We start from the raw sequence: 26740 nt of genomic DNA, 5'->3' as shown, positions 1-26740 counted from the left end.
TTCTTGTTAAAAAAAAAACAAAAAAAACAAGACTGCATATAATTTTGGAAACAATTACAGCTCGCTACGCTACATTTTAGGAAACTTCTAAACTTCTTAAGATTAGTATAAGGTCCTATTAAAAATGACTATTCTTAAGAAAATACATTGCTAGCTCCCTAAAATCTTACGCTCCACTCACCTATTGTTTTAGCCAAAATTTTATGAGGTCGTTTTAACTAATGCTCACCAAGAAACTTTTTAATCCATCTTTAATTTTCTCCCCGTTTAATTCTCTAAAGCCTTCTATAATACTCTTAATCCCAGTCGGCGAGGTACGAATAATTTTATTATTATGAAAAATCGCTAGCTCAAATCTTTGAGTAGCTGCGCTATTTAACTTAATAGCAACTCTTCTCTCATTAAGAATAAACGGTGGCGGTCCTGCAACTTCAATAATAGGTTTATCAAATAAAATTTCAATTATTTCAGCCAAGGTACCTCTCCCATCTAAACTTTCAATCCGAACGGACTGCCAATACCAATTTAAAAAGCGATTCATTGATCTTATTTGGATTTCCGTAAGTTCAGTACCATTATCAACAAAAGACCACATCGTTTCGGTGGCAGTTTCAATTGCTCTAGAAAAGAATTTTTTTAGATTTCCATCTACTAATTCGGAATCTTGAGTTTGACTATATTTATAGTCGTAAAGAAGAGCATAAACATCAGCTTGATAATCGGCTTCTTCGATAACTTTCGGAAATTGACCTATCCCTTCGGCTACTAAACCAATTAAGTTGTGTCCACTTGAGCAAAAATGAAGACCTTCATGAAAAAGAAATAATCTACCAGCCTGAAGAATGTCAGCACCAGGTATTTTAGAAATTCGCTTTTCTAAACTCACAAACATACCGTCATCGATCTTCCAAACCAAATCTTTAGAATCATATGAAAAACCATCATTTATATCTGTAGCCTTAAGGTCAAAAGTGTCATTTTTAAGTGACGTTTCAGCAAGTTCAGGTAGTTTTTCCCATAAACCAATTGCCAAACCTTTCAAATCTACGCTCTTTTGTGTTATGTGGTCGAACCAATCTGAATAAACACCCTCATTTGTAGTAATAAATGATTTTATTCCTGTTTTTAATTGTTCATTCCATGCAATTCTAACTTCGTACGCTTTTTTTCTATCTTCATCAGAATATGCAACAGCATCATCTGAACGCTTTGTTATTAATATAGCTTCACGATATTTTGGACTTTCTTCTTTACTATATTGATAAGTTTGAATATAAGGGAATACATTTGGGTTTATTAGTGTGCCAACTCCAAATGCAACTGCTGTTGTTGATGAACAAAACAAGTGAATTTTATCTTTATCAGGTAAATAATTAGCATATGCTGATAAAATCTTTTGAAAACTATCCATGACATTATCCATATTCTCAACACTTGTAATCCCATCAACATTTGGATTCGACAACAACAAATCAAATTCATTGGTTGGGTTAGTCAACACTTCATATGTGTGCTGTGGCTCAATTCTATATGAAGTACTAACACGAATAAATACATCTCCTACACCCTTTTCCACTTTTGTTGGTAAATCTAAATCTGAAATTTCAAAATTATAATCCTCAATTGCCTCCGTTTCTAAATACCACTCATTTGTTCCGTGATGACTTTGATATAATTGGTATTTATTCGTATTGCTACATAAATAGCCTAAATGCACAGCTAGTGGTATCGCTACAAGACCAAAATATGCAACTGTAGCATTAGGATATTTCATTAAAATAGGTTCTAACTCTGCTTTAAATCTTCGTTGTTGTTCAAGTGCTAGTTGTTCAAACGGAAGATCGTATAAATCACCTAGTTTGGAAACACAAATATCAAAATCAATAAATACTCGATGTGATGGGCTTCCCTCTGGCAAGGCCTTTTCACATTCTTCTCTAGTTATTTTTTTTTCTAACCCAGAATGAGCAATAATTATTAAAGTTTCTTTCATATTAATCTATTAATGGGGATGGTATTGTAGTTTCTAATGTAGTTTTGAACAAGTCTATTGTAAAAGGTTTATCAATCTCAATTGCTTTATAAATTGCCTGTTTTGCTACTCTATGTATCAAATCAGAAAAGCTATATGGTATTTCTTGACTCTGGATATATTTAACAATATCGTCAAATATAACTTGGTCATAATCTATATCCTTAAGTATATATTCAATGACTTCATTCACTTTTTCTCCTGTAGGACGCTCAAAAATTAGATGTAAAGATGTTCGCCTTCTAACTGCTGGATCAAGAGCATCTAGTCTATTGGTAATCAAGATTACTGCTAGATTAACATTCTCTTTCCTAATTAGGTCAATCTGCTTAATAAGTACATTAAGACCAGCTCTATCTTCATGATGAGCCTGATTTTGAGACCTGCTAGTTGCTATATCATCCGCTTCGTCAATAATCAATATACCTGAATCATCTTTTCCAAGTTTTCTCTTTGCTTGCTCGAATGCTTCAGTAATTCTGTTTGAAATCTCCCCTACTAAACCACTTCCCCTTATGTTGGATGGTGTCTCAAATACAATGATTTTTTTATCCAATTTAATAGATAAAGGAGTTGCAATAGATTGAGCTAATGCGGTTTTACCACAACCAACATCACCAGACAAAATTACCAATGGAGTCCCAGAATATATTTGGTTAACAATTGCAATATCCTTTTTATGGTGTTTAGACTGCCAATCCTTAATTTTATTATTATCCAATAACAAGCTTAGCGAAGAAAGCAAATTTGATTTGTTTTCATCGATTCCAATAAGTTCGGCATATTGTTTTTCTGCTACCTTGTTTGGATGCTCAACATTAAACAAATTTACCATGCTCCAATTTTACTTTGTGTTACACCATATCCATCTTTAGAATATGATTTTAATACTTCGCGAGTTCCTGTTAAAGCAGAGCCAGTTCCCCAACCCCAATCTTCTAATTGCCTATCAACTTCAGCTATGTTTTTACTATCTCTGTCCAACTGAACTAATAAGTTTACTTTGATGTCACTTGATAGCATCCAATAATTTATTCTCCCAGAGTCTTCATCAGAATATATTTGACCATTAGCATTTACTTCATAGTGCAATCCACCAACTTCTTCTCCATCAGGTGTTTTAAATTGTAATTGAAAATATTTTAAAGCTTCCTTATTTAATAAATAAAGAACATCGCTTTTAATACTTTTTACTCTGTCCAAACTGATTAGATCTCTACTCATTAAGCCTAATAAATCTTCCTGGACTTTATTCATAACATATCTTGCTCTAGCCTCTGTGTATGTTGATGATTCCGATCTTGTATAACTTGTACTCATATTTTATTCTGAATGATTTTTAAATGAATTACCAAATATTTTAATTAATTCTTCTATTGATTTAGTGTCTTCACCCTCTAAATCGTAACCTATAATTCTATTCCAGTTATCTCTTCCATTTTCAAGCCAACCAGCCAGTTCATCAATTTTAGAAGAGCTCCAATTTTTTACGATGTTATTATCAGGATTTACAGGATCAATAACTGACCATATGTAATAATCTCTTGTAGGATTATTATAATCACTAAACAGAATTGGCTCTTTGTTTTTAACTAAATGGGCCAAATATCCAAACCAATTTGATAGCGTTTCAGCATATGTTTTTCTAACAGATAATTCATCAAAAGCTTTTGCAGTTAACAAATTTATCAAGAAACTTGCTGGACTATCATCTCCACCTAACCAATAAGAGTCATTTGCCTGTGTGTCTCGCCACCATTTAAACAATCGTAGGCATTCATTGTATTTAACTCTCCCGGCTTCATTATTGCTTGCATTTGTTCTTTTCTTTATAAAATCTACATGCTTTTTTACTGATGTATGTATTTTTTCACCAGTAGATCTTATTATTATTTGCTCATCAATATTATCGCCTTCTAGCATTGGTACTATATCCAAATTCACTTTATCAGGAAACTTAATTTTAATGGAACTTTTAGTTCTCTCAATTTTAACATTATCACTAGGAAAACAATCATCAACAATTCTATGAAAAACTTCTAGTAAATTAAATAACGCGTAGCCATCTTGATTATCTTGTATGACGAATGGTAAGTCTACATCTAGCCCTTCTACCTCAGCATCACCTCTAAAATGCCTTCTTAAACCTGTTTTCGTTGTGAATGACCCTGCATTAGGTGTAGATACGACAACTAAATTGTACTTATCGGATTCTGCCTTATTTTTAATCTTCTCACGAACCTTATTAGCCCTCTCCTTAATTTCTTCACGTTTCGATAATTCAGGTTTTATCCAATCAACAAAAGTTGTTATTCTTTTATGTAATACCGAACGTGTAGTTAATTCACTCATAATTTGTATGCTTTTATCGTTTTTTTCTCATAGCTATAATTATTTTTCATCATCTTTCAAATAAAATATATTGTTTATGAGATTATTCCTCGCAAATATACAAAATATAAATTTGTCTCGCAAATTAATTTCAATATATTTGAGAATATTTCTCATATTTTTACTATTTTTACGAAATTCCGTAATTAATAATCATAATATGCTCGTAAAATTCACGGTCGGAAATTACCTTTCTTTCAAAGAGAAAGTGACTATGGACTTAAATGTCAGCTCATTAACCGAGCTCAGAAATGATAATATTTTATCTACTTCTACCTCTAGTGTTAATCTATTAAAAAGTGTTGTAGCCTATGGAGCCAACTCTAGCGGAAAGAGTAATTTGTTTAAAGCCATCAAATTCACAAAAAAATTCATTAAAAACTCTTCAAAAGATTCACAAGTAGATGAGCATATAGATATTGAACCTTTTAGACTTTCTACTGAAACATTAAATGAACCTAGTCATTTTGAACTTGAGGTAGTATTTGATGGGGCAAAATATCGATATGGTTTTGAGGTTGACACTCAAATTGTGCATAAAGAATGGCTTTATTTTAGTACAAAAAATAAAGAATACTTACTATTTGAAAGAGAACTACAATCAATAGTAGTAGGCAAGAAATATGATAGTACAAGCGAAAATTTCATTAACAATACAAGGGAGAATACCTTATTTCTATCACTATGTGCTCAATTAAATATTAAAATGGCCGTAGATATCATTAAGAATATAGCCAATATAAAATATATCTCAGGGACAAATGATAGTAATACAATAGATTTTACAATAAAATTATTGAATGATCCTAAGTATAATATAATTGTTAATAATTTTATTAAAGGAGCAAATTTAGGTTTTAAAGAAGTTAAAACTGAGAGTATAGAATTAACACAAGAAATGCTGGAGAAAAGCGGTTTACCAAAAGAACTACATAAAATGGTTCTTGAAAGCAATAAAGAAAACATCGCGATCTTTACTGAACATACCATTTACGACAAAAATTATGATGCTAAGGAAATTACCTATTTTAACTTAATGAAAAACGAATCTTTGGGTACAAGAAAATTGTTCTCGTTAGCAGGCCCAATTATTGATGCCATAATTAATGGAAAAACTTTAATAATTGATGAATTTGATGCGAGGTTACACCCTTTATTAGGTAAGGCAATTATTAAATTATTTAATTCTTCTGAGAATAAGAAAGCACAATTATTATTAGCTTCCCACAACTCTCATTATATTAATTCCAGTTCAAAATTATTCAGGAGAGATCAGATATTAATCTTTGAGAAAGATGAATATGGGCAAACTCTTTTTGAAACATTAAACGATAAAAAAATACGAAAAGACGCATCTTTTGAGAAAGATTATCTTTCTGGAAAATATGATGGTGTACCTGTTAAATTAGAAATTAATAGTCAATTAAACCTGTTTGAGTAAGTATTCTCATTCCACACACATTTTCTTCCACTCCTCTACCCTTTCAGAAAAAGAGTGTTTCATTAACTAAGTATAGAAACATTTGAGAAGAAAAAAATAAAGAAAAGTAATAATTAACATGGGCTTTTAACCAAAGCCCATGTTTACATAACGCTAGTACATTATAGGACAATTTGATACCCAAGCGTAATAGCGCTGCAAGCGGTATTCAACATACTATTCAAAATTAATTATCCAGTGGATGATTAATTCTTGAATACGCATTATTCCTATAAGTAATCATCGTGGTCAGAAAAATAAACGAGTAATTGGTATTGGTGCTATAACGGCCATGATTATGTTGAGCGATTTAAAGTTATACCAGATTCATAAGCTGCGTAGCCGTTATATATTGTTGGTGATTATATTGTGTGTTATAATTTTCAAGCCATATCATTTCAATCAATTTTATTTACACTTGTAAAATATCCGCTCCCAAAATCAAATTGTTCTATAACAATTTATTTTATACGTCGTTTGCCAACACTTGGCCAACGCATAAAAAAAGCCTGGCTTTTAGTTATGAAAATGTATTGGTTAAAAAATTTCACGAGATTCTCAAAGAATGCCACAAGAGCATAAATTATTTAAAAGTAATGTATTTAAAACCAATCATCCACTGGATAATCGATTTTAAATAATCTATGCACATGTTATATGTAGACCCCTGTTAACAGGGGTCTACTAATATCCAATTTAATTAAATTCAAAATCATTAACCCATTTTAACTTGATATTGAAATGATCTTTAATCAACTAAACTATTTTATTCTAGTTGGCATACCTGAATAGGTTATTTCGTATATTCTTGCTCCGGACGAACATTTATTCCTCTGAACATATGAATCACCACTCCTAACTTTATATTTCCATTTTCTTTTGTTACTACAAATTTTACCTGCATCATCACTCCAAAACCAATATTGCTTACCGTTTATGGACTTTGTTTTGAAGTTGATGACTTTAGTAGTTAAAATGAATTTTTTTGAGTGGACTTCTTTTTGCTTATTCGCTGCACTGAATAGTAAAAATGCAACCAAAACAACTGATAGTTTAATTGTGTTTTTCATAATTGATATTTTTTAATTATATATAATTTATTAGGTTTTCAATGCGTAAGTTTAAGCTCAGTTTTAAGTTCTTTAAATCGTGATACGGTTATAAAGATTGCCAAACTTCCCTAGGACCAGGATAAGCTATTTGTACATTTCCATTTTTGAACCAACGGACGGCTATAAATGGTTTGTTATCATCAGACATATGAATTGAAAAGCCAATGCATTCTCCGCTAGGAATTGCTGCACCTTTACCGTTTCCTATTGCGACCCATTTAGGTACCTCATGGTCATGCTTTTCTATAACTCCGTCAGAAAAGCATCTGAATGTAATTATCCTTTTTCCATTATCTACAATTGTTTTTACACCAATGCATAATTTCTTATTAGATTTTGCCATAGTATGATTCTTTTAATTAATAATTAGTTATGATGGTAAATCTATTATCATATCCCTCTACAAGGAATACCCATTAAAAGGTATTTTACGGGGGCAAAAGAGTAAGCTGCCAATAGTTTGGAGTATATTAATAAGGGTATTGATAATGAAAGTCTATTATAGAAAAATCTTGAGTTTTCTGTTTTTTAATACCATGCCACACACATTTTGCCACCACTCCTCTGCCCTTTTCAGCAAAAAGAGTGTTCCATTAAGATTGTAAAGAAACTTTCTGAAAATAAATTTTTTCAGAAACTGTAGTAACAACTTTCGCTTTTACCCTAAGCTAAGTTACACTTCGACTGCGCTCAGTGCAGGCGCCACGCAAGTACATTATAGGACAAATGTCTCAGTTTTTTAGGAGGTTACGAAGTCCTGAATGTCTCTGATAATTGAGATATCCACTTCGTTGGTGCTTTCATCAATGAGGTAAGGGATTTCAAGAATTCTACCCTGTTTTTTAGGTTTGTAAATGCTTGATCCTAAAATATTTACAATAATCACTTTCTGAGCACCAGTTTTCTGGATTTTCTCATGAATTATTCTATACTCTTCATCAGGATCGACATGGGAGTTGATACGCCAATGCTTGAAATCAACATATACACCTTCGGAGGTTTTAAAATCGAATAACTCATACTCTTCCAAATCCAGATGGTATAGGTCCATGTAGGCATATTTCTCCAAAATGAACTTGCCTGCTGTTTCTCCCAACATACCTTTGTAGATGCTTTGATAAGCGCACGGAGTCAAGATATACTTACCCTCGCCAAATTGAGTGGCATAACCAGTACTTTTAAAGAAGGTCTTTAACTCATGATTCTGCATCAGTGAACTCAAGCGGCAATTGTAGTCTGAGACACCCTTTATATAATCATCTGTGCTTTCAAAAGTTCTATTTGTCTCATTGTATGAATAGGTCTTTGTTTCAGGCGGTAATTCAAAATAATAAGGATGAAAAGGCAAAGGTATTTCTGAGAGGTGCTCTGTCCGTGGGTTCTTTAGGACAAATTCCCTAAGTTGCTGCCAATATTCTCTGTTATTCTCTTCAAATTCTTTATTGAGCATGGAGCGAATCAAGTGATACGCACGTTTGTTGTTTCTGCCAGCCTTGTTGTAGAACGCTTCTTCATAATTACAGTCTTTTGGCTCATCACAGCAATCCAAGAGGGCTTCATATTCATGCAGGTAAATTTGCCTTCCATCATGCCCTTTTCTTAACAGACCATTTAGCTTGTTGTGGGCCATCACATGAATGACGGGACTTTTCTGGTTGGTTCTTGAAATACGTCCAATGGCTTGTATAATCACTTTGCTAATATGCTGAGCAAAGCTGTTTTTAGAATAGAGATTATTTTCTCTTAAATCCTGGTTGCTTTTTTGCCGTTCCCGGCCAGAAACCAATTGGAAGCCTGCCCTGATTTCATGCCACATCTGGTCTTGTGATATTTCACCTGCTTCCGAAAGAAACTCTACTTCAAAAATGTTCTTGACCAAATCCTTTTCTGTAATGCTCTTGTCATACTTATTGACAAGTAGATGGGTTGGTCTTTCGCAATAAATCGCATCAATATCCTTTTCAAGCGTGTGCCTATCTCTTTCATTCGTTCGAATGGTTTGGAGGTTTTGAGGCGCTGGGTACTGCAGGTTCTGACCTGCACCTAAAGTCTGATACGTGGAAACAATAAACCTCTTTTTACCTTCAGTGAGGTCATTGATAAACCCAGCCTTTTTCTCGTCAAATTGATCACTGTCTATGACCACAAAGGGCTTTTCATTCGCCTTAAATATGTCTTGCTTTCCACACTTTGAAAGAATAAAAGCGAACATCTTCTCGAGTATATCCTTTCTAAACCCATCTCCATAATAGGATTTTGGAAGAGCGTTTCCCAGATAGAGGAATGACTTGATTTCTTCATTTAGCAAGAAGTACTTGTATGCTCTGGCTATTCTAAAGTACCTACGAATGAAAAAGTGGTTACTCTTGTTATTTACACCTAACTCTTCTAACAGCTGATTTCCAAATGATTGATCCTCGAAAATTTCCATAGCTGTTTCTAGGTCTTCATTGCACTGAACCAATTGTGCTTTAATTGAAAGCTGGTCATAGCCTTTTGTCAGTTCTAAAAAGCGGTTTTTTAGCGAATTATACTCATCATCATTAACACTGCGATAGTTATCTCCAAGTCGCTGAGAAATGAAGTCTAGATCATAGTTACCTATTGGTGTGTCAATTGTTGCTGTGGCTGATATTCCAATTACATTTGCTTTCTGCGCAAGCTTGAGAATAAGTTTTTCAGGGGTTAAGTCAAAAGAGCACATATAAATTCGCGATGTGAGGTCATGAGTATCTCCATCTACGAAATCGTAGTATCGAAAGCCATTCATGTAAAAGCTGTGTTCTCGAAGATAATTGGACTTAGGCAGACCATCTGACTCCGCCTTTGATTCATGATTAGCAATGATCTCCAATATGTAATTGACTTGAAGCGTACTCAGATTAAAAAGGTCAAGAACAGTTTTTAACGCACTCTCAAGCGGGAAATCTTGTGAGCCTTGCTCGTCTTTGAGTTCACAGTAGTTCATCGCGATGATCCAAACTCCTTTAGAGAAGAACTGTAAGTAAGCCCTCAGTTTAGCCAACATCGTCAGGAGGCTTTGCCCCTTCTTCCCTTCGCGCGGCTCAAAATATATGTTGTTTGTCTGGTTGGCTTCATCGTACTCAAGGCGTATGTATTTGGCACCTTCTCTGATGATTGTCTGATACTGGAAATCGTGAAATATGAAGTTTCTTTTGTTGTCAGGATCAACCGTTTTGAAAGGGGCTTCCAGACGGAATTGGACAGCTAATTCATCCGCTTTTTGGCCCAAGTGATCAATGATATCACTGATTAGGCGTTTATTCTGATCTTTGGTCAGCGATTGTCTTCTAGATTTGGATTCTTGCCGCAAATTTGCTGGAAACTGTAGTGTAGTGAAAGTTGTATAGAGCTGCTGAAATAAAGCGACCAAATTGATTCTTCTGCGAAGACCACTTTCAATGATGGAATTGAGCAAGGGAGCTTTGGAGGCGTCAAATTCATCTAGAAATACTAGGGCATTTTCTATGGTTTTGTGATCATGAAAGTAATAGGATGGCTGAATAAGTGTGACGTTTTTAGCAAAGAACTTGTCTACGCTTAGAAAGAAGATCTTCTTCTTTATTGACATTACCGAAGGATATAGCTCTATAATCCATGGTGCTTCTCTTTCAATCCATCCCAATTTCGCCCGAGGTGAAGCGTATTTCCCCTGAAAGCTAACCCTTCGTTCGATATAGTTAATCAGCTTTGATCTGAAAGCCGGTTCAAGTTCGACGCGAATTTCCTCAGTTACTATTTTGTTGGCCTCAGTTTGTTGCTGGCTTTTCCGCTTACTTTTTCTATAGTTGCTCACTAGTGTGGCCTTCTTTTTAAGTACCTTGGTCTCGTCCCACCTTTTGACATCGTCTGGTAACTCTACTTTGACAATATTATCAATGACTTTTTCTGAGGTGCCATCAATGAAGATTACCTTTTTATCAAACTCATTTTCAAATCCTTGTTCCCTGAAAAAACCTCTCAATTCTTCATGCGGGAGGTTCTTTTTTAGGTTAGTGACAAAGTAGAATAGCCGACCCTCATCCTGATGCCTTAACAAATACTGCAATACCTCATAGGTCTTCCCAAAACCAGTGGGAAGGTTTAGCAAGAACAACCCTTTATCATGGGCGCAATACTTATCGAGAATTTCTTTCATGAACTATACTGGTAATTGCCGAAATAACCAATTGATAAATAATAACATTTCATACGCCTCTTCAGGTGTTCGTTGGTTTTCATCTCCATGACTAAAAATGTTACGCATTGCACGTATCATACCCATTGTTAAAAATTGATACCCTTCTTGAATCCCTTTTTCATTTTCTGTAGTGAGACTATTCAACTGAATAATCGGTGCATTCAAATTAAAAGCTTTCCCCATTAAACTTTTACCAATATCTGATAAGCTGGTACGCTTTTGTATTTCTACTTCGTACTTTTCGCTAGCTTTCCGAACTGATTCATTAAAATGTCCATTTTTGAATAACTCTAGTGGTTCCGATTTGATATGTTCACATAGTGGATGGTTTTCCAGTCGTTTTACCAACTCACTTGGTGGAATTATGATTAGTAAAGGAATTTGATCTAATTCAATAGCAGCTAGCTCATCACTAATATTAAGGTCGAGTTGTTGTAATAGCGCATCTAATTGGTTTAATTCTTCGCGTTTTAGAGGGTTTCTTTTATATCTACGGTATTTTAAGGAGGCGATTACTATTTTACGAAAAATAGTATAGGGTAATTTCTTATGATAACGAAATAATTTCACCAAAGCCTTCTCCATAGCCTCCTTTTTACTCGTTTTTTGAGGAATATAAGTGTGGATTTTACTTTCCTTAAAAATTGAAAAAAATGTCTGGGTTTTGTTGTTATGTGTAGATAGAGGTAAGAAACTATATAAAATTTCGGCTAGATCAGCAATATGCCCTCGATCTGATGCCGTAATAGTACGAATCGCCTTACTTGTTGAAGAAATACTTGTTTTTTTCTTACTAGATAAACGTTTCTTAGCCATATAAATGATTATTTTTTTCTCTATATTCAAAAATAGGAAAACGAATAAGCAATTACTTACAGAGTTCGTAATAAATTGAAAATTAGGATATATTATCCCATTCTACACGCATTTTGCCCACACTCCTCTTCCCTACTAAAAAGAGTGTTTACTCGCATCACACTTATTTGATAAATAAGTGCTCGCGAATCTTGAATGAAGTTGATTTGGCTTTCGCCTAATCTTCATGCTTCGATTTCATTAACATTGTAAAGAAACTTTTGGGAATAAAATTTTTTCAGAAACCGTAGTCACGCTCCACCTCGCTCCTACTTCTAAAGGTCTACTAGACCTTTTTCATTCGGCCGTATCCAAATGCGAAGATTGACTGCGTCGCATCTGCGATTTCATGAACTCCTAAATTAAAATAGAGGTTTTCCGTTTTCATAAGCTATTCCAATTCTTAAATTTTACGGATTGTCTGCTAGATACTTCTACCTTTTCTCCGGTAGTTAATATAATTTTCAATTTATTATTGAAGTAGGGATGAATCTCTTTGATGTAGTGCAGATTAATGATTTGACTTCGATTAACACGGAAAAAGATTTTTGGGTCTAATTTCTCTGCCAACATATTTAAAGAACGCTTGATCATCGCTTTTTCTTGCCCAAAATGTAGGCGCGCATAGTTTTCTAAGGATTCAATAAAATGAATATCTGTTAGTGGAATGAAATGACATTTCTCGCCTTCCCTTATAAATATTTTTTGATTCATTGGTAATACAACTGATGCTACTTCAGTATGCTCTATGATGTCTTGCTTAACTTTTTCTATGGTTTTAGCAAAACGTTCTTCACGTAAAGGTTTTACCAAATAATCTAATGCATTTAATTCAAATGCTTTTACTGCATATTGATCGTAGGCTGTGGTAAAAACAACCTGTGGTACTTTTGTTAATTCTTCTAACAAATCGAAACCAGATTTTTCTGGCATATGAATATCTAAAAAAATCAAGTCTGGTTTTAACGCTTCAATCAGTGAAACGGCTTCATCTACATAACTTGCTTCTCCAATAACCTCAAACTCTTTGAAATTACTTAACGCACGCTTTACTTCTTCTCTCGCCAAACGCTCATCATCAATTATAATCGTTTTATACAGTTTCATTTTCTATAGTTTTTGGAATTGTAATTTCAGCTAAAACACGTTCTTTACCTGTTTCTTTTAAGCTGAAATTCGCTTTTCCTTTGTATTGAATTTCTAAACGCTTTTTTAAATTTTTTAATCCTAATCCTGAGTTTTTGTTTGCTTTAATGGTTCCAGGGTTCTCTACTTTAATAATAATAGTATTTCCAAGCTCTTTAATGGTTAGCAGCACTACGCCTCCACTAATTCTTAAATCAATACCATGTTTAATAGCGTTTTCAACTAGTAATTGAATACTTAAAGCGGGTATTTCTATACGTTTTAAAGCATCTTTCATAACTACTTTTAATTGCAAGCGCTCTTCGAAACGTAATTTTTCTAATTCTATGTAATCTTTTACTAAAGAAAGTTCTTGTTCTATGGTGACTAAATCCTTGTCTTTTTTATAAAGTGAAAAACGTAATAAGTCCGATAACAAATCAATCGCTCTTCTTGCGACACTTGGATTTTCTATAACTAAGGATTTGATTGAATTTAAAGAATTGAATAAGAAATGTGGATTTAATTGAGCGGATAAATTATCTAACTGTGCTTGTTTAGCAATGACGGAAAGTTGCGCATTTGCTTTGGCAACTGTTATTTGACTAATATAATAATGATATAAATGATAGGCTAATACCCAAATAGACATCGATCTTAGCCCTGTAATTAGCACTGGATCCCAATAAAAAAGCTGTGTTAATAAATCAAGATCTTTGCCTTGAATTACAGCCCAATAATAATACCATTTCAAATTTGCAAAAAACATAAAAAAAATGGCCAAAATAATGATAGAAGGAATAATTCTTAATAATAGCTTCTTCAGTTCTATGTTGCTTTTATTAGACCTTACAATAAATGTACGGTACATATGCGTTAAAAATATTCCGATAAAAACATCTATCACATAACTTAATAGTGTGTAAAAAACACCATAATTATCTCGTGTATATACGACATAAGCCCAATAAACAGAACCTAAACTCCAAACAATTAATTGGACTTTCCAATAGAGAGAGATTGTAATATTACTTTTATGAACTTTTACATTATTCGCCATTCTCCAACAAAGCAACAAAATACTTTTTAACAGGAAAAGAAAAAGTACAAGAACGTCGTATATGAGGTATAAATGCTATTACAATACGTTATATGCACTATTCTTCCCACATACACTATCACCATAAAATAGTGTTTAAAACATACGAACCCATAACGTTTATCAACGATTTATTGCGTCTATGGAAATTTATTTTGTGCGTCTATTTATAATGGGTTCATTTGTATGACAAATGGTTTTATAAATTAAAAACATTAAAAAATGTTCTATCATCAGAAAACGAGATTAAGGCACTTCGTATGTGCTTCATTATTAACACTGTTAATGTCTATGCCATCTTATGCTACTTGGTCTATTATAGCTGTAGATAGAAAGACAGGAGAAATTGGTATTGTAGGAGCTTCTTGTACTTTTGATGTTTCAGGAATTGCTTCAATAGTACCAGGAAAAGGGGCTATTGTTGTTCAGGCTGCAAGTAATTATTTTGCACGTATGAAAGGTGTGGACTTAATGGAATCTGATGCGTCTTTGCAAGACATTCTCAATGCTATGCGTAGTAAAGCGTTTAACCCTGAACAACAGCAATATGGGGTAGTTTTATTGAATGATAATAATGCCCCTCTTGTGTATTCAGGACAAAACATAAGTGATTGGAGCGGATCAAAAATAGGAGATGATTTTGCCGTTATGGGTAATATACTCCTAAACGAACAAGTTGTTGCAAATGCTTACAAAGCCTTTAATTTAAATAGAGACAAGTCTTTAGCCGATCGACTAATAATAGCTCTTAAAGCTGGTGAAAAAGCTGGTGGCGATAAACGATGCGGAACCCAATATGCAAGATCCGCCTTTATAATGGTTTACGAACCTAAAGATGGCGCTATTTTAAAACTTGCCATTCAAGGCATAGAAAAAGGTGAGCAACCCGCTGTAAGCTTATTAAATAAGCAGTTTAAACGTTGGAAAGCAGGCACATTAAACAGCGATAAGGCATTACATCAAAGCCCTATCCGATCCTTTAATGGACATCTTATTTCAACATCTAAATTGGATGCTTTTATCAAACATCAAATGGATTCATTACATATGCCAGGACTTGCTATGGCATTTATCAATGATGAACAAATAGTCTATCACGATCTGTTTGGAGTAAAAAATATTGAAACTCAAGAAAAACTAGATATGACTACAATGTTTGATGCAGGTTCTATGTCTAAAACCGTATTCAGTTTTTTTACTATGAAAATGGTAGATGATGGTCTTCTGGATTTAGATACGCCTTTGTATAGGTATATGGCGTATCCTGATATTGCCTATGATGAACGTTATAAATTAATTACTGCTAGAATGGTGTTATCGCATACTAGTGGCTTCCCAAACTGGAGGTTTATTAATGATGATGGCTATTACGACCCAAAAAATAAACTTAAATTATACTTTGAACCAGGAACTAAATTTCGATATTCAGGTGAGGGTTTCAAGTATCTAGCACTAGTTATAGCACATCTAAAAGGCATAAAAAAGAATGAATTACAAGCTTTGATAAAAAAAGAAATTTTTGACCCTTTACATATGGAACATAGCAGTTTTATTTGGAATGATTATATACAAAAACACAGGGCTAACGGGCATTTTAAGGGTAAATTGAATAGTGGGTATGCTATTAATGCAAAAAATCCAGATTTCATAGCTGCAGGTAGCTTACAAACAGATCCTGTGGCCTATGCTAATTTTTTAATTGCCATTATGACTCATAAAATTTTATCAAAAAAAAGTTATGAAGAGCTATTAAAGATACAATCGATTGCTCCTGCTGATAAAGAATACAACGAACCCAGTTACAATTATGGATTAGGGATTGTGGTTGAGCCCTCTGCTTATGGAACTAATTATTCTCATGGTGGTGATAATTTAAGCCATACCTGTCGCTATATGTTCAATATAGAACAGAAGGTTGGCTACGTGTTTTTCACCAATTCTGAACACAAAGAGACGTTTGATAAAAACTTAATGGCCTTTCTATTAAGTCAATAACTGAATTCAGTATTTATAATTTAAAGGCCTCGGTTATTTGAGGTTTTTAATTTTTATTGAGGAATTTTTTTGGAATTTTATAGGCCTCAGATTCCATCATCCAAAACATCGATAAAATCCAATAACGCTTGCCGTCCCAGAAGTATTGATAACTCGTTAACCCTTTACCTTCAGCAGTTTTATCTTCCATCCAAAACTTATAGGTACTGATAGATTGTACAATAGCTCCATAAGAATCAGATGAAGCATATAATTCTTCTTCATAAAACCCTTTTTTATCTAAATAATCTAATTTTTCAATATAGGATTCTATATCCATATGCATTAGCTTATTTTCTTGATTTTCTTCAGACCAGTATGAATAGATCAAAGTAGCTTTGGGATGAAATAAATTTCTGAGTCTGTCAAAGTTTCTTTTTTCTCCAATTGGTCCTGATACTATTTCATAATAAGCTTTACCAATATGGTCTATTGTAGTCACATCCTTTTCGTATTGAGCATAACTATTAGACATTACAAAAAGGGCTATAATAAACTTGTATTTTATCATCTTCTTTATGTTTTAACTTTGTTTTTTTAAAGCTAATCAATAATTTTTATTCCGTCATTATTTTTAAACTTACCAGTGACTAACCATCCACCAAAATCCTCTGAAACAGCCAATAGTAACTCATTTTCTCCTTGTTTAAGATTTAGATATACGCCATCAAATAAACCAATGGTACCTAGATATCTGTAATCTCTTGTTCTCCACTTATTGGTTCCCTTGTAAATTGGTTTTCCGTTTAAGACAACCACTACTCTATCACTATAACCAAAGTCAAAGAATTTAGTTTGTTCCGCTTCTGATTGAATTGTCAACTTAGCAAATACAGTATTTAATTTTGGCTTATCATCGTACCTAATGACTTTTCTTGAAATATTGGCTGCTACACCTTCCTCAGCATTAATCGTATGGACCCAAATTCGTTGCGCCATAATACTTTTGATGTTGCTAAGCGTATCTAACTCTGATTCTTTAAACTTATCGGAGATTTGCCAAGTTTCAATAATGCCTTCTATTGGCTTATTGTCTATAGACTTAAAGTTTTTTAATTGATAGTTATTCTCATCTATCTTTATATCTGCAATATGTATCGGTAGCCTACTTCCTCGTATGAGTAGCCCTCCGGATTTTGCATCATGAAATAGTTTCCATGATAGATTTGGTTCTTCAGAATAATCTAAAAACACCTGGGCTTTATCATCATTAACAACTACTTTTACATGAGTCCAATCATCGTATTTATAATCATAAGCGAATGAGTATTTTGGTCCAAAATAAAATTGAAACGGTGTTATGCCATTGGTAACTGGTGCTGCTTGATTACAATCTTCAAGTCCCGACAAATGCGTCCTTACAAACCACTGTTCACCGTTTAAGAATTGATCATCGGTTCTAAAGAAAACACCGGGATAAGTTCTACCTTCTGGTAGAAACATATCAAATTCAATAGTTCCATTAGAGAACTTTTTGTCTTTTAAGACCAAAACACCTTGTTCTATGAGAACAGCATTTTTACCTTTATATGTAACGAAATCATAAGATTTAGCTTGTATATGCCAATGCGTTGTATCTAGAGGAATACTATTTTGAGCATGAATATGTGCAATACATAGCGGTAAAATCATTAAAAAAAATAGCTTTCTCATCATTTGAATGTGTTTAGTTAAATGGCTTTCAAATATTAAAACTATCGATCAATCGTATAAAACAAATTGGTTCAAGTTCATTCAATGTTGTGCATGAACTTTTTTTTAAAGAATTTTGTGGTAAATGAATTTACATCCAGAATATAAGGAGGTACAGCGCTGCATTAAACTCATTGAAGAGAAATTGCAATGGGGTAATGCCGAGGATTGGCATAATGATGTTTTTGCAGAGTTGAGTGAAAAAATATATCAAGAAACCAATGTCCTATTAAGCAAAACAACTTTAAAGCGTGTTTGGGGAAAAGTTAAATACACGAGTAAACCTAGTATTAGTACGTTGAACACCTTGTCTCAATTTGTAGGTTTTCAGAATTGGCGACATTTTAAGAATAGTACCAAGAAGAAACAATCATGGTTTGAGAAAACTGTCATTGCCAACAAGTCTGTAATTTTGATTACATCTATCATTTTAGCTTTCGGTTTTATTTCCTTGTTTTCAATGCTAGGAAATTCAAAAATGAAGTCCAATACAGATTTGTTTAAAGGCGTGGTATTTTCAAGCGAACCTGTCACCAAAGGTTTGCCAAACTCTGTGATTTTCAATTTTGATTTAAATGGGATTTCTTCTGATAGTATTTACATTCAGCAATTTTGGGATATTACCAAGACTATAAAAATTGAACCAAATCAAAAACAAGCTACAGGCATATATTATTTCCCAGGGCATTTTAACGCCACGCTTTTAGTTGATGGTGAGCCTGTAAAACAACATAGTTTATTCATTAAATCTGAAGGTTGGATGGGAACTATTGATTACGAGCCTATACCAAAATACTTAGGTGATGAATTGCTAATTAATAATAGTATGAGGTTTTCTAGAACTGTTCTAGATGAAATATCAAATAGTAAAAGCCCATTGCAATCCTCATTCCATTACGTAGATGATTTTGCTTCTGTTTCTGGTGACAATATTAAAGTTTCACAATCTTTAGGGGCTGTTATCAATGACAAATGGGCTGTTTGTCAGAGCTTAAAAATCGTCATTTTAGGGACTGAGGGTGCACTTGTTATACCTTTTTCTCAATTAGGTTGCGTTTCTGATTTGGGGCTTTTACTAAATGATGTTTTTTACAGCGGAAAAAAACATGATTTATCTGCATTTGGAGTAGATCTAAATGAAAAGAAAACAATTGACATCCTTATAAAAAACAAAAATGTCTCTGTATCTATTGAAGGGAAATCAATATATGAAGGCAAATATAATGCATCAATTGGAACATTTGTCGGTGTTAGATATCGCTTTTTAGGTGCTGGTGAAATTGATAGCTTTAAAATAACAGACTTAGAGCGTAATACTGTTATTCTGCAATAACTAATCGTATTTATGATTAAAAATATTGCATAGATGTCATTCCACGCACCTTACACTCTTCTCTTATCGTCGTTTCGTGCAAAGCGTGTTTTCTCAAACAATTTATTTTAAGTTAAGGATTCGTGAATCTCAAAGCGGTTTCATTACATTTTAAAGAAACTTCTAACACTTCGGTTTGGTAATTGGGTTATAGCTGAATTACCAAATTCATAAAATCGCTAAAAAAATCAGTTTGGTAATTAAAGCCTTCATGATCTGCACATCTTACGGCGACCATATTTTTTTCTGGTATAATGACCAAATAATTACCTCTGAATCCATCGGCATAATACGCAACAATGTCATTACTATAAATGCTTTTGCTCGACATTAAATTTCTGCCTAAATTTTCATTTAAGGTTTTGCTCCAATGTTCACCAAACAATTGTCGTAAATCCTTGAAGTAGTCATGTTTGGCTTCATAGAGTTTATTTTTTAGGGGCCTGATTTTTTTAAGAAAAGCTTTACTGACATTAGCATCTTTCCAAGTTTTCCAAACGCCATCATCTATAATGCGCTTTTCAAAAGCAGGTTTTCTCCACCAAAGCAATCCAAATCTTGGGTCGAATTTTTGGCCTTGTTTCAAGGATTCTTCAATCCACGATTGGCTAATTAACTGTTTGCCTTGGTAAATTCCTTTATTTAAGAGCAGTTCTCCAAATTTTATAAAGTCTGATGCTTTAATGTAAAATGCACCATGTGTTGTCGGATTTCCGTCTTCATCCCTTACCCAATTATAATTGGCAATGTCCATTGGTTTATAGAATTCATCTACAAAAAAATGGTCAAAACGTTTTCCTGATGCGTTTTCAACGATGCCTCCTAATAAAGCAACTGCCTTATTATTATAATCAAACTTTTCTCCTGGGGTATCAGAAAGTTCGGCCGCAAGAGCCAAATCAATTACGTTTTTTACTTTGTAATTAGGCGCTGGTTCTAATTCAATACTGGCATTTTGATAATTTTGAATGCCAGAGGTATGATTTAATAGCATACGAATGGTGATATCCTTTTTCTGTCCTTGCTTCCATTCAGGAAATAAAGTGTAAACCGGTTGGTCTAATGAGTCTAATTGCTTGTTGTCTATAAGTTTACCAATAGCAAGATTAACTAAAGATTTTCCTGCTGAAGCAATATATATGGGCTTCTCCTCTTTCCCAAAATAATCCTCATATATGGTTTCGCCATTTTTGATTATGATTACTGCATCAGAGTGGGTCTCCTTTGCTTTTGTTTTAATCTCATTTAAGATGTTTGGATCAACCTGTTGAGAAAAAATACTATTTGAATTGACAACTAGAAATAAACTTAAAATAAGTGAACGCATATGCTTTTGTGTTTTACGCTTTTTAAAACACAAATCTATTGTCATTAGTAATCTTTAAAGAATTTTGAACATTACACAAGATACCGTGTAATATATTTATAGACTTTTTAACTGCTTTAAATATTCCTTTGGTGACTTTTTCTTTATTCTTTTGAAAACCCTGTAAAATGACACATAACTTTTAAAGCCACACTCACTTACAATATAATCTAATGAATACGCTTTGTAGGCACCATTATTCAATTTTTCGACAACAGCATTGAGTCGATACTCATTAATGAAATCATAGAAGTTTTTATCAAAGCCTTTGTTGATGACCATTGATAGTTTTGATCGATTCCAATTGACCAAATTAGCCAATGTTTGTAAATCTAAGTCTTGACTTAAGTAAGGTTTATGCTCGACCATAAAAACAGTTAGCTCAGCTCTAGACGTATTTAAATTTTCATAGTCAATAAGGCCCGCTTGCTTTTCTTCAATTTTTATGTCGTTGGTATTTTCGAAGCTTCTAATATTGAATCTAGAAATCAGTATAAAATGTGGAATAAAGGAAAAAATAATGAATAAGAATTTATCCACAGCTTTCATATTGTAATCTATGTATTGAATCAACAATGAAATAGGAATACTAACGATGCATAAGCTCGCTAAAAAAACCAGTTTATTAGAAAATAGTTGTAACTCAATATCATTATTGGCAGATATATTCAACAAATGGGCTTTATGTTTTTTATTAGCAATAAACGTTTTGATAGAATAATAAATAGCAAATAAAAGATACAAGAGTACTAACCAAATAGGATCACTTATGCCCTCCTCATTATACATGCGCAATTTATCATTGTCATCCATTAGGATGGTAGGAATAAACAGTAAAAGCATTAGTATCGGAAAAATAAAATGTACATACCAATACTTGGATGTACCATTTAACTGATTTTGAAAAACATATACTAAAGGAAGAATAAAGAAAAATAAAGGGCTAGTAATAAACAATAATTTGGGGTAATTACTTTCTAAATTTGAGAACCGAATGATCCGTTCAAATAGAATTAAAATAATACAAAGCAAAAACCCATTAACCCATAATACATATTTATGCTTAAACTGATTACTATTTTTAATTAAAAAAACTATTGCAATAATAGCATTAACGATACCGCTAAATAAAATTAAAGAAGACCAATCAAAGGATACCATTTTAACTTTGAACAATGAAAATCTAATGTAAGCTTTTTAGATTAAATGTCATTGCATATACATTGTCACCATTACTCTACCCTAACAGAAAAAGAGTATTTCATTATCTTTTTAAAGAAACTTTGAGGACAAAATTTTTTCAAGAAACAGTAGAAAGGCTTTGAGCTTTTATCCAGAGCTCAAGTTATACCGAAACAAGTGTGGCATAGGCATAACGTAGAACATTATAGAATAATTATTAATGTAGCGTATTAGCGACGAAGGCGGTATTGAATACGCTCATAAGTTAATGATACTCTATCTAGCACTTATTACAATTGAATAGTTAATATTGATCATGATTATGTTGAGAGACAAATAGATTATGTGCATTTATCAGCCGCATCATCTCGCAGATAAATAAAATTGATACTTAGTCAATTTTACTTATCATATTTATAATTCACTTTCTAGTTCCTTTAAGCGTTCAAACATCATAGGAGGAGCATCTTGTTCTTCAGGGTGACTATGTGTTTAGTATAACTACTTGCACGTCAAATATTGAATCATTTTCTGCTTTATGCTCCTCTATTTTATCTCATTTAACAGTAGGGGATTTTGTTATTATAATATTGCTACTATAGCGCTCCATAATTTCTTGGAAAATCATAAATGTGATAGTTCCACTTTAAATTTTTCCAGAAAATCTTTAGTAGCGAACTATATTGGACAATAGAATTTTCAGCACTGTTTTAGTAATCTAAAGTGATTGTATTCCAAATTGATCAGTTTCATCGATGACAATCTTATAACCTTTATATTCGGAGGGAATAATACATCTTGCCTCAGGATTGGAAAGAAATATCGTGATGCATGGCTGTGATTCGTATTCACCCTGAGCAACACCATCAATACCATCAAGAAACAGCCAGGATTCAATTTCTATTAAAGCGTCTTCGATTTTCATAATACTCGATTCTTTTTGCAAACGTGCTGATGACTTATAAAAATACAAAATGTTGACAAAAAAGTAAGCTTCAGAAGCCAGCTAAAGTACATTCTGAACCCTACTTTAATTATCCATAGATTATTTGGAACTCAAATTTCCGTCACTCGTACCTTTAGTAGGGACTGCACATAGCTTATATTATTTATAATGGTTCGGGTTGATGAACCGGCAAACAATAAGCCTACGGCGCCTTCATTGCGGTCTGTAACGAGACTACCAGAATCACCGCCAGTGCTCATATTAGTCGTAATAATCTGACGGCAGAACTTTGCTATTTTACCACCTCCGAAATTCACATTAACAGTGGCATTAATGTTAGTCACCCTACCTGTGGTGAATCCGGTAGTGCGTCCTGTCTTTTGAACAATATCACCTACTTTAGGTGCCGCATAAAGTCGTTTTACATGACCGCCCCAGTAAATTTCTCTGTTCAGATCTTTAAAATTACCTTCTGCGATTGCTGCATCCACATAGTTACAAGGGGCGTTGTTACCGTCAATGAATTTGATTGGGATAAACCTACTTAACCGAGCAATAACGTCCCTAGGGTACTTGCCTCCGTCATAAGGTCCAGGCTGTAAAATCGGATCCCCGATTCGGGCATTGTTGCTATTCGCCAGAACGTGGTTGTTGCTAAGTATGTAATAACTTCTTGGTCTGCCAGGAAGCGTATTAAGGTCATAACAACAGGTACCTATTGTACCTGCAGTAATCTTATAATGACCAACGCTGTAACCGCCTTTGGCTGGACGAATCCGATTGTTTAGCATGGGGCTGAATCCACTGGCATGGATGTCTACTTCCGTGTCGGTCTCGGTTCTTTGTAATTTAGCTAGAGCATTTCCGGCAAAGAGTTCTCCTACTTCTACTACATCGGTTTTAATGCCATCAATAGTTTTGTTCACCATGTCTTTCCTGGACAACAGACTCTTATCTAATTTGTGGGTCACTAACACAGAAAGAACTGGTTCTTCAGTTTCCACACCTCCTTTTACTTTGTTACCTAAGGCCATTCCAACTACCTGAGGAAGCCCTAATATTTCATCTTCGTGCTTACTTTGCACTTCTGCCATTTTCAATAGACTTTCGTCTAAGGTTTGATTAATCATAACGTTTTGGTTTTTTGTTATGTCGTCCAATCCGAGAATCAGTATTCCATAACGGTTAAACATTAATGTTTGGGAATCGTCACCGATTTGCAAACTTATAGTGTTATTGATACAGCGTAGCCATTGAGTTTTCTGCCTAAAGAGAATTTGCCGCGATGCTGCATCAAATAATGGTCAAGGAACACATATCTAGTACTAAAATCAATACCCGGTAACGGGTATTTTTTTTTAGTTTTATGATTTATTTATACACCTACTACGCTTCACTTCTTTAACGACGGTATTGTTTGTTCTGACTGGTAAGGAGTGTGTAATTACTTTTTAAAGAAACTCTTTGAAGTATTTTTTATGAAACCGCTCTATCAAAGTGCTGACTGGTTCATTACCCAAAAAGATTGACAAACCCCTTTATAGACACCTAAATAAGCTATAGGATAGCAAATAAATATATAGACAGAAATAGCGATAATTGATTTACATAGCTACTTTTAAAGGGAATATTCTTATACTAATATGGAGCTTTCGAGCGGCTAGTAAAGATAGATTATCTAGGAACAGGAGATAGAGACCGAATCATGAGATTTATTTTATTTGTCGTGTCCACACGGAAGCCTTATTATTATCTTCGGTATATGAACTAATACTTGGTCATATTAATCCTATTCAGAATTAATTGATTCCATAGTCAATAAACTTGGACCTATGAGATTTGGGCTTGTATCTCCACAAGGATTAAGTTTCACAATAAATTCGAGAGATTCAGATAGCTTTTAGATTTTGTTTTACCTTGAAGCACTTATTTCAATTCTTTTAGCCTTAAGGTATTTTAACGATACGCACAATTGTTTTTATATTTTTCTCATCGTTTTTCTTTTTTAAATCATTGATTAATATTAAACTCTTATCTTGAACAAACCACCCTAAGCCTTCCCAATTTAAGTTAATATCTTTATCCAATTCATTCTTCAAATCTAGTGGTTCTCCTATTGGATTGCCATAAATATCAAACCTCTGTAAAAACTTGTATTTAAATTTTTTATCCGCTTTTTCTGGTAAACCTGTTTCAGAGCTAAGTAAAACAATGAACCCATCTTTATACCAAACCAAATCGGGCGCTCTTAACCTATTGGCAAAAGGTTCTATATAATCTTTACTTTTCTCATCAATATCTTTGTTTATCTCATCCATTTTTAACTCAATAATTCTTGTTGATTTGGTCATCTTATTCGATTTTATAACATCAATGATTATATAAGGCGACATTGATTTGTTAAAGTCATAACAACCGAGTCCTATCGATATATCCTCTTTATTAGGATATCCTCCTTCCCAAATTGCTGCGATCTCATAGTTACCTTTACTCTGATCAATTGTCTTTATAGCTAAACCTTCAATTCCTCTATTTGCAAATTCCGTGAATGTCTCGGGATACGTTTTCAAAACACTATTTTTTAGTAGTAAAGATCTATTTCTTTCAGATACTACTGCAACTTTGTTTCCTAGAATTGCAATGCTCTCCAAATCCAATTCAAGTTTTCCGAATTCTAAGTTTTCTTTTTTAAGTTTAGTGGTATCATCTAGAACTAGTCGAATAGAAGACCCTAACCCTCTTAATGAATACTTATAATACTCACCATTGGTATTGTCACTTACTATGTAAAGTGTGTCATTTAGTCTTGCTACGCCTGATGCTTCATGGATAACAGAATTTTGCGCTGAAGCATCAAATCTATATAGTAAAATCAGCAAAACTAATCTGAGAATAGTTGATTTTTGCATCTTGATAAAAGTTTATGAGTTACATAATTTCACTTATTAACTAAGTTGTTATCTATACCTATTTTTTTTCTAAGAAAGAACTATTAAGCTTGTTTCCACGAGTCCTTTAATACTCTTATTAATTGATTAATACCAGAAGTTCCACCAGATAAAACTGCCGAAGTAAAAATGATATCTATGTACGACAAAATCTTGTGATTGGGTGCATTATTAGACATATCGAAAAAATCTCTGAGAATGGTGACTCCCGTCATGGCAATGATCAATCCAATTACAAAGGCCACTCTTCTAACATAAGATGACCTATTGGAATCTGTTGTTACGATTTTGTCTTTTGCAGCTTGCTTTATATTCCTAAAAGATACTAGCTGTGAGTTTAATTTCTGAAATGAAGCTAATGAACCTTGTAACTGTAAGTTTAGCATCTCTTTGCGTATAAGTTTTTCTTCATCCTTTGCAATAGACAACGTATTTTGAGCCTGTACCCTTTCTTCTTTATCCGTTTCGTCTTGAGGGAAAAAGACAGCTATAAATTGATCTAAAAGAGCGCCGACGAGAATTAATTTCACTGTCACCTTGGTGAGAATATCTAACGCTTCTTCATTTGGTTCTAAAGCTGGTATTTTTCCTGCATAGGTTGGTGCAAGGAAAAAAATAAGAGTAATGGATATGAATGCCAACAACACCCACCAATGGTTTTTTAGAAGTTTCATGTTTCGTTTTTTTGGATAGTTTTAGATAATAATTAAGGTTCGTACAATATTATGGGAATAAACAAAAGGTAACCATACCCAATATTAGGTAATTTTGGAGTCTACAAATACTAATTAATTATTAAGGGGGATTAATCATTAAAAGTCAAGAGATTATATAAATTATAATAAAAATATTTTAACGCCATTCCACACATTTACTCACTCACAATTATATTTTATTAAATATGT

General features: G+C 33.4%; 21 protein-coding genes. 3 read left to right on the top strand and 18 right to left on the bottom strand.

Annotated elements, in window-relative coordinates:
- Positions 1–214: 214 nt before the first annotated feature.
- From ACO052_RS14405 to ACO052_RS14390, 4 genes are read right to left on the bottom strand one after another with little or no spacing between them, the layout of a single operon-like run.
- Entirely contained in the window at positions 215–1993 is a 1779-nt protein-coding gene (locus tag ACO052_RS14405; protein ID WP_422104483.1) for an SAVED domain-containing protein, read from the bottom strand.
- 1 nt (position 1994) lies between these two features.
- Entirely contained in the window at positions 1995–2867 is an 873-nt protein-coding gene (locus ACO052_RS14400) for an AAA family ATPase (protein WP_422104482.1), read from the bottom strand.
- Positions 2861–3352, bottom strand: coding sequence for a hypothetical protein (locus tag ACO052_RS14395; RefSeq protein ID WP_422104481.1), 492 nt, complete (start codon positions 3350–3352; stop codon positions 2861–2863). Before ACO052_RS14395 ends, ACO052_RS14400 begins: the two co-directional genes overlap by 7 nt.
- 3 nt (positions 3353–3355) lie before the next feature.
- Positions 3356–4384 (bottom strand): CBASS oligonucleotide cyclase, encoded by a 1029-nt coding sequence (locus tag ACO052_RS14390; protein ID WP_422104480.1) that lies wholly within the window; start codon positions 4382–4384, stop codon positions 3356–3358.
- 253 nt (positions 4385–4637) lie between these two features.
- Between ACO052_RS14390 and ACO052_RS14385 the strand changes: the two genes are divergently transcribed.
- Positions 4638–5864, top strand: coding sequence for an AAA family ATPase (locus ACO052_RS14385; protein WP_422104479.1), 1227 nt, complete (start codon positions 4638–4640; stop codon positions 5862–5864).
- Positions 5865–6664: 800 nt separating this feature from the next.
- On the opposite strand, the gene ACO052_RS14380 is transcribed toward ACO052_RS14385, so the two are convergent.
- From ACO052_RS14380 to ACO052_RS14355, 6 genes are all read right to left on the bottom strand, one after another.
- Positions 6665–6973 carry a hypothetical protein gene (locus tag ACO052_RS14380; protein WP_422104478.1) on the bottom strand — a complete coding sequence of 103 codons (309 nt, stop codon included), beginning with the start codon at positions 6971–6973 and terminating at the stop codon, positions 6665–6667.
- Positions 6974–7061: 88 nt separating this feature from the next.
- Positions 7062–7358 carry a hypothetical protein gene (locus ACO052_RS14375; RefSeq protein WP_422104477.1) on the bottom strand — a complete coding sequence of 99 codons (297 nt, stop codon included), beginning with the start codon at positions 7356–7358 and terminating at the stop codon, positions 7062–7064.
- Positions 7359–7754: 396 nt separating this feature from the next.
- Positions 7755–11126, bottom strand: a complete 3372-nt coding sequence (locus tag ACO052_RS14370; protein ID WP_422104476.1) for a hypothetical protein — start codon at positions 11124–11126, stop codon at positions 7755–7757.
- Between the two features lie 51 nt (positions 11127–11177).
- Positions 11178–12032, bottom strand: coding sequence for a TIGR02391 family protein (locus tag ACO052_RS14365; protein WP_422104475.1), 855 nt, complete (start codon positions 12030–12032; stop codon positions 11178–11180).
- A gap of 423 nt (positions 12033–12455) precedes the next feature.
- Positions 12456–13178 (bottom strand): LytR/AlgR family response regulator transcription factor, encoded by a 723-nt coding sequence (locus tag ACO052_RS14360; protein ID WP_422104474.1) that lies wholly within the window; start codon positions 13176–13178, stop codon positions 12456–12458.
- Positions 13165–14256 (bottom strand): sensor histidine kinase, encoded by a 1092-nt coding sequence (locus ACO052_RS14355; RefSeq protein ID WP_422104473.1) that lies wholly within the window; start codon positions 14254–14256, stop codon positions 13165–13167. Before ACO052_RS14355 ends, ACO052_RS14360 begins: the two co-directional genes overlap by 14 nt.
- Positions 14257–14580: 324 nt before the next feature.
- Between ACO052_RS14355 and ACO052_RS14350 the strand changes: the two genes are divergently transcribed.
- Positions 14581–16290: a serine hydrolase gene (locus tag ACO052_RS14350; RefSeq protein ID WP_422104472.1), complete on the top strand. Its 1710-nt coding sequence runs from the start codon at positions 14581–14583 to the stop codon at positions 16288–16290.
- Between the two features lie 46 nt (positions 16291–16336).
- Here the strand turns inward: ACO052_RS14350 and ACO052_RS14345 are convergent, their stop codons facing one another.
- Together ACO052_RS14345 and ACO052_RS14340 are read right to left on the bottom strand one after the other, a co-directional pair.
- On the bottom strand, positions 16337–16840 hold the full coding sequence (locus ACO052_RS14345; RefSeq protein ID WP_422104471.1) for a hypothetical protein: 504 nt from the start codon (positions 16838–16840) through the stop codon (positions 16337–16339).
- 32 nt (positions 16841–16872) lie between these two features.
- Positions 16873–17985 carry a hypothetical protein gene (locus ACO052_RS14340; protein ID WP_422104470.1) on the bottom strand — a complete coding sequence of 371 codons (1113 nt, stop codon included), beginning with the start codon at positions 17983–17985 and terminating at the stop codon, positions 16873–16875.
- A 121-nt stretch (positions 17986–18106) separates the two neighbouring features.
- Between ACO052_RS14340 and ACO052_RS14335 the strand changes: the two genes are divergently transcribed.
- Positions 18107–19354, top strand: coding sequence for a hypothetical protein (locus tag ACO052_RS14335; RefSeq protein ID WP_422104469.1), 1248 nt, complete (start codon positions 18107–18109; stop codon positions 19352–19354).
- Positions 19355–19541: 187 nt separating this feature from the next.
- On the opposite strand, the gene ACO052_RS14330 is transcribed toward ACO052_RS14335, so the two are convergent.
- From ACO052_RS14330 to ACO052_RS14305, 6 genes are all read right to left on the bottom strand, one after another.
- Positions 19542–20720, bottom strand: coding sequence for a serine hydrolase domain-containing protein (locus ACO052_RS14330; protein ID WP_422104468.1), 1179 nt, complete (start codon positions 20718–20720; stop codon positions 19542–19544).
- A 96-nt stretch (positions 20721–20816) separates the two neighbouring features.
- Positions 20817–21602 carry a helix-turn-helix domain-containing protein gene (locus tag ACO052_RS14325; RefSeq protein WP_422104467.1) on the bottom strand — a complete coding sequence of 262 codons (786 nt, stop codon included), beginning with the start codon at positions 21600–21602 and terminating at the stop codon, positions 20817–20819.
- Positions 21603–22659: 1057 nt separating this feature from the next.
- Positions 22660–22866, bottom strand: a complete 207-nt coding sequence (locus tag ACO052_RS14320) for a hypothetical protein (RefSeq protein WP_422104466.1) — start codon at positions 22864–22866, stop codon at positions 22660–22662.
- Between the two features lie 131 nt (positions 22867–22997).
- Positions 22998–24017 (bottom strand): hypothetical protein, encoded by a 1020-nt coding sequence (locus tag ACO052_RS14315; protein WP_422104465.1) that lies wholly within the window; start codon positions 24015–24017, stop codon positions 22998–23000.
- 816 nt (positions 24018–24833) lie between these two features.
- Complete coding sequence (locus ACO052_RS14310) at positions 24834–25796, bottom strand: hypothetical protein (RefSeq protein ID WP_422104464.1); 963 nt, start codon at positions 25794–25796, stop codon at positions 24834–24836.
- Between the two features lie 83 nt (positions 25797–25879).
- On the bottom strand, positions 25880–26509 hold the full coding sequence (locus tag ACO052_RS14305) for a hypothetical protein (protein ID WP_422104463.1): 630 nt from the start codon (positions 26507–26509) through the stop codon (positions 25880–25882).
- Positions 26510–26740: the final 231 nt, after the last annotated feature.

This window comes from Winogradskyella sp., assembly GCF_965228925.1.
Classification (GTDB): domain Bacteria; phylum Bacteroidota; class Bacteroidia; order Flavobacteriales; family Flavobacteriaceae; genus Winogradskyella.
This window is presented reverse-complemented; position numbering and strand designations above follow the sequence as displayed.

What these genes read in the sequence shown, in the direction of transcription:
- ACO052_RS14380 (WP_422104478.1), bottom strand. Translation starts at nt 6,973, where the DNA reads ATGAAAAACACAATTAAACTATCAGTTGTTTTGGTTGCATTTTTACTA.
- ACO052_RS14405 (WP_422104483.1), bottom strand. Translation starts at nt 1,993, where the DNA reads ATGAAAGAAACTTTAATAATTATTGCTCATTCTGGGTTAGAAAAAAAA.
- ACO052_RS14335 (WP_422104469.1), top strand. Translation starts at nt 18,107, where the DNA reads ATGAATTTACATCCAGAATATAAGGAGGTACAGCGCTGCATTAAACTC.
- ACO052_RS14310 (WP_422104464.1), bottom strand. Translation starts at nt 25,796, where the DNA reads ATGCAAAAATCAACTATTCTCAGATTAGTTTTGCTGATTTTACTATAT.
- ACO052_RS14325 (WP_422104467.1), bottom strand. Translation starts at nt 21,602, where the DNA reads ATGCTTTTACTGTTTATTCCTACCATCCTAATGGATGACAATGATAAA.
- ACO052_RS14305 (WP_422104463.1), bottom strand. Translation starts at nt 26,509, where the DNA reads ATGAAACTTCTAAAAAACCATTGGTGGGTGTTGTTGGCATTCATATCC.
- ACO052_RS14355 (WP_422104473.1), bottom strand. Translation starts at nt 14,256, where the DNA reads ATGGCGAATAATGTAAAAGTTCATAAAAGTAATATTACAATCTCTCTC.
- ACO052_RS14365 (WP_422104475.1), bottom strand. Translation starts at nt 12,032, where the DNA reads ATGGCTAAGAAACGTTTATCTAGTAAGAAAAAAACAAGTATTTCTTCA.
- ACO052_RS14340 (WP_422104470.1), bottom strand. Translation starts at nt 17,985, where the DNA reads ATGATGAGAAAGCTATTTTTTTTAATGATTTTACCGCTATGTATTGCA.
- ACO052_RS14345 (WP_422104471.1), bottom strand. Translation starts at nt 16,840, where the DNA reads ATGATAAAATACAAGTTTATTATAGCCCTTTTTGTAATGTCTAATAGT.
- ACO052_RS14395 (WP_422104481.1), bottom strand. Translation starts at nt 3,352, where the DNA reads ATGAGTACAAGTTATACAAGATCGGAATCATCAACATACACAGAGGCT.
- ACO052_RS14350 (WP_422104472.1), top strand. Translation starts at nt 14,581, where the DNA reads ATGTCTATGCCATCTTATGCTACTTGGTCTATTATAGCTGTAGATAGA.
- ACO052_RS14360 (WP_422104474.1), bottom strand. Translation starts at nt 13,178, where the DNA reads ATGAAACTGTATAAAACGATTATAATTGATGATGAGCGTTTGGCGAGA.
- ACO052_RS14315 (WP_422104465.1), bottom strand. Translation starts at nt 24,017, where the DNA reads ATGATTAATCAAACCTTAGACGAAAGTCTATTGAAAATGGCAGAAGTG.
- ACO052_RS14400 (WP_422104482.1), bottom strand. Translation starts at nt 2,867, where the DNA reads ATGGTAAATTTGTTTAATGTTGAGCATCCAAACAAGGTAGCAGAAAAA.
- ACO052_RS14375 (WP_422104477.1), bottom strand. Translation starts at nt 7,358, where the DNA reads ATGGCAAAATCTAATAAGAAATTATGCATTGGTGTAAAAACAATTGTA.
- ACO052_RS14320 (WP_422104466.1), bottom strand. Translation starts at nt 22,866, where the DNA reads ATGAAAATCGAAGACGCTTTAATAGAAATTGAATCCTGGCTGTTTCTT.
- ACO052_RS14390 (WP_422104480.1), bottom strand. Translation starts at nt 4,384, where the DNA reads ATGAGTGAATTAACTACACGTTCGGTATTACATAAAAGAATAACAACT.
- ACO052_RS14385 (WP_422104479.1), top strand. Translation starts at nt 4,638, where the DNA reads ATGGACTTAAATGTCAGCTCATTAACCGAGCTCAGAAATGATAATATT.
- ACO052_RS14330 (WP_422104468.1), bottom strand. Translation starts at nt 20,720, where the DNA reads ATGCGTTCACTTATTTTAAGTTTATTTCTAGTTGTCAATTCAAATAGT.